A 5,271-nucleotide genomic window follows, 5' to 3' on the forward strand; every position below is an offset into this window, starting at 1 on the left:
ACGCGAGCGGCGGCTATGCGGGCGGCGGCCGCGCATCGGCACCGGCGCAGCACGCCAACGTGCGGCCTCAAGCCGCCGCTGGCCTCGACGGCTGGCTGGTGGATCGGCTGTTCGGGCGGTAGCGAGCCCGGCTGGATCGACGCTCCCTGCCGATAGGGGTAGGGAAGGCCTTCGGCCTCCCCTGCCTCCGAACCGTATGGGTGGTTTTTCCGCATAAGGCTCTCCAGTGCGCGGTTATGAGGCAAGGCCGATCCAACAAACTCCAACAACAAACATGAGTTGTTATGGGTCCCGGCGGGCGCGGGGACGACGGCGTTCACTCGGCTGCCAGCTCCCACCTACTTCAACGGCTGACGCCGGACGTAATGAGTCCCTGCGCGGATTTGCGCACTTGGCAGCGACGACGATTATGCCAATCCAACGGCAGCTGCATCAACGAAAGATCGAAGCCGACGACTCGCTTTTGATAGCTGGTGTTTTGATAGTTTGGTCTGAAGACGGGCTTCGTCGAAGTTTGTCAGCTCGACGACTCCGCCTTGGCGAACCGGTCGTCGAGCGCGTAGCCGGCACCGCGCACGGTGCGGATCGGATCCTGCTCGCGGCCGGGGTTGAGCAGCTTGCGCAGGCGGCCGATATGGACGTCGACGGTGCGTTCGTCGATGTAGATGTCGCGGCCCCAAACGCTGTCGAGCAGCTGCTCGCGAGAGAACACGCGGCCGGGATGCTCAAGGAAGAATTCGAGCAGGCGGTATTCGGTCGGGCCGAGATCGATTGGCCGGCCGGACCGCGCCACGCGGCGCTTCTCGCGGTCGAGCTCGATATCGCCATAGGCGAGCACGGTGGCGAGCCGCTCGGGGCTCGCGCGCCGCAACAGGCCCTTCACCCGCTGCAGCAGCTCCGGCACCGAGAACGGCTTGACGATGTAGTCGTCGGCGCCGGTGGCGAGGCCACGCACGCGCTCGCTCTCCTCGCCGCGTGCGGTCAGCATGATGATCGGCAGCTGCTTGGTCTCGGGCCGCGCGCGCAGGCGCCGGCACAGCTCGATGCCGGACAGGCCCGGCATCATCCAGTCCAGCACCACGAGATCGGGCACCCGCTCCTTCAGGCGGGTGTCGGCGTCATCGCCGCGCTCCACCGTTTCGACCTCATAGCCCTCGGTCTCGAGATTGTAGCGCAGCAGCGTGGTCAGCGCTTCCTCGTCTTCAACCACCAGAATGCGCGCGCTCATTGCCAACGTCTCTCCTAGTTGCCGGGCTTTAGTTGCCAGGGATCGTGGCCGCGAACGTCGTCATGTCGCCCTTCGGGCGCTTGTCGACCATCTGCTGGCCCTCGATCATGTAGAACACGGTTTCCGCGATGTTGGTCGCGTGGTCGCCGATCCGCTCGATGTTCTTGGCGCAGAACATCAGGTGGATACAAAATGAAATGTTGCGCGGGTCCTCCATCATGTAGGTCAGGAGCTCGCGGAACAGCGACGTGCAGATGGCATCGATCTCCTCGTCGCCCTTCCACACGTTCATCGCCGCCGGCAGATCATGCGCGGCATAGGCATCCAGCACCGTCTTGACCTGCGACTGCACCAGGTCGGTCATGTGCTCGAGGCCACGGATCAGCTTCAACGGGTGGAAATCGCTCTCCAACGCCGCGACGCGCTTGCCGATGTTCTTGGCGAGGTCGCCGATCCGCTCCAGATCGGTCGCGACGCGCATGGCGCCGACGATCTCGCGCAAATCGATCGCCATCGGCTGACGGCGGGCGATGGTGAGCACCGCGCGCTCCTCGATGACGCGCTGCAAACCGTCGATCTCCGCATCGGTCGCCACCACGCGCTGACCGAGAGCGACGTCGCGGCGCACCAGCGCGTCGACGGAGTCGGTGATCAGCCGCTCGGCGAGGCCGCCCATTTCAGCGACCAGACGGGTCAACTCCTGCAGATCGCTGTCGAATGCCTTGGCTGTATGCTCGCTGGCCATGAAACTCTCCTCGGCAATGCGTCTGTCCGGCGTCAGCCGAAACGGCCGGTGATGTAATCCTGGGTCCGCCGATCGCTCGGCGAGGTGAAGATCTTGCTGGTGTCGTCGAATTCGATCAGTTCACCAAGGTACATGAAGGCCGTCTTGTCGGATACGCGCGCGGCCTGCTGCATGTTGTGGGTGACGATCGCGATCGTGTAGCTCTCGGAGAGCTCCTGGATCAGCTCCTCGACCTTGGCGGTCGAGATCGGGTCGAGCGCCGAGCACGGCTCGTCGAACAGAATCACCTCGGGCCGCACCGCGACGGTGCGCGCGATGCAGAGCCGCTGTTGCTGGCCGCCGGAGAGCGACAGGCCCGAAGCATTGAGTTTGTCCTTGACCTCGTTCCACAGCGCACCGCCACGCAGCGCCTTCTCGACGCGGTCGTCCATCTCGGACTTGGAGATCTTCTCATAGAGACGGATGCCGAACGCGATGTTCTCGTAGATGGTCATCGGGAACGGCGTCGGCTTCTGGAACACCATGCCGACCCGGGCGCGCAACAGGTTGAGATCGAGTTTGGAGTCGAGAATGTTGGTATTATCAAGCATCAGCTGGCCGGTCGCGCGCTGGCCTGGGTAGAGGTCGTACATCCGGTTGAAGATGCGCAGAAGCGTCGACTTGCCGCAGCCGGACGGGCCGATGAACGCCGTGACCCGGTTGGTGCCGAGCGACAGATTGATGTTCTTCAGCGCGTGGTGCTCGCCGTAATAGAAATTCAAATTGCGCGCGGTCACCTTCGCCGGGGCTTCCGGCAGGGATTTTGCGGGAAGCGCGCCGGTGGGGCTGGACACGGAAACGGACAGATCGGTCATTTTGTGCTCCTCTCGGCGCCAAGCACGCGTGCACAGATGTTCAGGGCGAGCACGGTCATCGTGATCAGCAGCGCGCCGCTCCAAGCGAGCTGCTTCCAATAAGCGTAGGGGCTCTGGACGAAGTTGTTGATGGTCACCGGCAGGTTGGCCATCGTCGAGGTCAGCTTCAGGCTCCAGAACTGGTTCGACAGCGCGGTGAACAACAGCGGGGCGGTCTCGCCGGCAACGCGCGCGGTTGCGAGCAGAATTCCGGTGATGAGACCCGAGCGCGCTGCGCGGTAGGCGATGCGGCGGATCACCAGCGAGCGCGGCAGGCCGAGCGCGGAGGCCGCCTCGCGCAACGGGTTCGGCACCAGCAGCAGCATGTCTTCGGTGGTGCGCAGCACCACCGGGATCACGATCACGGCGAGCGCGAGACAGCCGGCGAGCGCCGAGAAGCCGCCCATCGGCACCACCACGGCGCCGTAAATAAACAGGCCGATGATGATCGAAGGCGCCGACAGCAGGATGTCGTTGATGAAGCGGATCACCGAGGTCAGCCGGTCGTTGCGGCCGTATTCGGCAAGATAGGTGCCCGCGAACAGGCCGAGCGGCGCGCCAATCCCGACCCCGATCACGGTCATGATAACAGAGCCGACGATAGCGTTGCGCAGGCCGCCTTCGGTCGAGCCGGGCGGCGGCGTGTCGGACGTGAACACCTGCAAGGTCAGACCGGCGAGGCCTTGGTAGAACAGGTCGATCAGGATCAGCGCCAGCCAGGTGACGCCGAACAAAGCGGCGCCGACGCACAGCGCACGGATCACGATGTCCTTGCGGCGGCGGCGCGCATAGATCGGATTGACGGAATTGACCGGGATATCGGCCGCGGAGTCCACAGCAGTCATGGCCTATTTCCCCGCTCTGGTTTCGAGCCGCATCAGCATCAGGCGGGCGCCGGCGAGCACGAAGAAGGTCAGCACGAACAACAGGAGGCCGAGCAGGATCAGGCTCGATTGATGCAACCCGTCGCTCTCGGCGAATTCGGAGGCGATCGCGGCCGAAATCGTGGTGCCTGGCGCGAAGATCGACGAAGAGATGCGGAACGAATTGCCGATGATGAAGGTCACCGCCATGGTCTCGCCGAGCGCGCGGCCCAGCGCCAGCATGACGCCACCGATCACGCCGACCCGCGTATAGGGGATGACGACGCTACGCACGACCTCCCAGGTGGTGCAGCCGACGCCATAGGCCGCTTCCTTCAGCACCGGCGGCACCGTCTTGAACACGTCGACCGAGATCGAGGTGATGAAGGGCAGCACCATGATGGCGAGGATCAGCGAGGCGTTGAACAGGCTGAGATAGGACGGCGGACCTGCGAAAATATTCTGCAGCACCGGGATATTGGCGCACAGACTGATCATGAACGGCTGGAACGTATAGGCCAGGAACGGTCCCAGCACGAAGAAGCCCCACATGCCGTAGATGATGGAGGGGATGCCGGCGAGCAGCTCGATGGCGATGCCGATCGGGCGACGCAGCCATTGCGGGCACAACTCGGTCAGGAAGATCGCGATGCCGAGACCGACCGGAATGGCGATCAGCATCGCGATGAAGGAAGTGACCAGCGTGCCATAGATGGGACCAAGCGCGCCGAGCACCGGCGGATCGGCCTGCGGCGCCCAGCGCTGCGTGGTCAGAAACGAGAAGCCGTATTCGCGCATCGCCGGCCATGCGCCGATGATCAGCGAGATGATGATGCCACAGAGGATCAGCAACACCGAGATCGCGGACAGCCGCGTGATCCAGTAGAAGGTGACATCGCCGAGCTTGAAAGCCGATAGCGCGCGAGCGCGATCGTAAGGGCCCGCTGCGGCGGCAATTCCGTCAGCATCGCTTTGAACGGCCATGTCTGCCACGCCAGACCCCTGTTTTTCCAACACCCGCGTGCCCCCAGAGGCATCCCTCTCCCTGCTGCGCAGGGAGAGGAGAACCGTATCGATGAGCGAGCCTTAGCTCTTGATCTCGGACGACCAGGTCTTCTCGATCTGCTGGATCACGGCTTCCGGCATCGGAACGTAATCGAGCTCTTCAGCCATCTTGCCGCCCTTCTCGAACGCGTACTTGAAGAACTTGAGCGCGTCCTGGGTCGGCGCCTTGTCGGCCGCGTCCTTGTGCAGCAGGATGAAGGTCGAGGCGACGATCGGCCAGGACTTGTCGCCCGGCTGGTCGGTCAGGATCAGGTAGTAGCCCGGAGCATGAGCCCAGTCGGCGTTGGCGGCAGCGGCCTGGAAGCCTTCGTTGGTCGGCTGCACGGCCTTGCCGGCATGATTGACCAGAGCGGTGTAGGTCAGCTTGTTCTGCTTGGCATAGGCGTACTCGACATAGCCGATCGAGTTCTTGGTCTGACCGACATTGGCGGCCACGCCTTCGTTGCCCTTGGCGCCGACGCCGACCGGCCACTCGAC

5 protein-coding genes and 1 pseudogene are annotated in these 5,271 nt (G+C 63.9%); all 6 read right to left on the reverse strand.

All coding sequences use genetic code 11. The features are described 5' to 3' along the window. Positions 1-517: 517 nt before the first annotated feature. Positions 518-1,228, reverse strand: a complete 711-nt coding sequence (gene phoB / locus WA702_RS07930) for a phosphate regulon transcriptional regulator PhoB (RefSeq protein WP_425109976.1) — start codon at positions 1,226-1,228, stop codon at positions 518-520. 28 nt (positions 1,229-1,256) lie between these two features. Then, on the reverse strand, positions 1,257-1,973 hold the full coding sequence (phoU, locus tag WA702_RS07935; RefSeq protein WP_425109977.1) for a phosphate signaling complex protein PhoU: 717 nt from the start codon (positions 1,971-1,973) through the stop codon (positions 1,257-1,259). Between the two features lie 32 nt (positions 1,974-2,005). After that, positions 2,006-2,827: a phosphate ABC transporter ATP-binding protein PstB gene (gene pstB / locus WA702_RS07940; RefSeq protein WP_425109978.1), complete on the reverse strand. Its 822-nt coding sequence runs from the start codon at positions 2,825-2,827 to the stop codon at positions 2,006-2,008. Next, on the reverse strand, positions 2,824-3,711 hold the full coding sequence (pstA, locus tag WA702_RS07945; RefSeq protein WP_425109979.1) for a phosphate ABC transporter permease PstA: 888 nt from the start codon (positions 3,709-3,711) through the stop codon (positions 2,824-2,826). The genes pstB and pstA overlap by 4 nt, the downstream gene beginning before the upstream one ends. A 3-nt stretch (positions 3,712-3,714) precedes the next feature. Continuing rightward, entirely contained in the window at positions 3,715-4,713 is a 999-nt protein-coding gene (gene pstC / locus WA702_RS07950) for a phosphate ABC transporter permease subunit PstC (RefSeq protein ID WP_425109980.1), read from the reverse strand. A gap of 102 nt (positions 4,714-4,815) precedes the next feature. Then, a pseudogene (locus WA702_RS07955) lies at positions 4,816-5,271 on the reverse strand (phosphate ABC transporter substrate-binding protein PstS); the annotation flags it as partial.

This window comes from Bradyrhizobium sp., from assembly GCF_049798375.1.
In the GTDB taxonomy this organism is placed as follows: Bacteria; Pseudomonadota; Alphaproteobacteria; order Rhizobiales; family Xanthobacteraceae; genus Bradyrhizobium.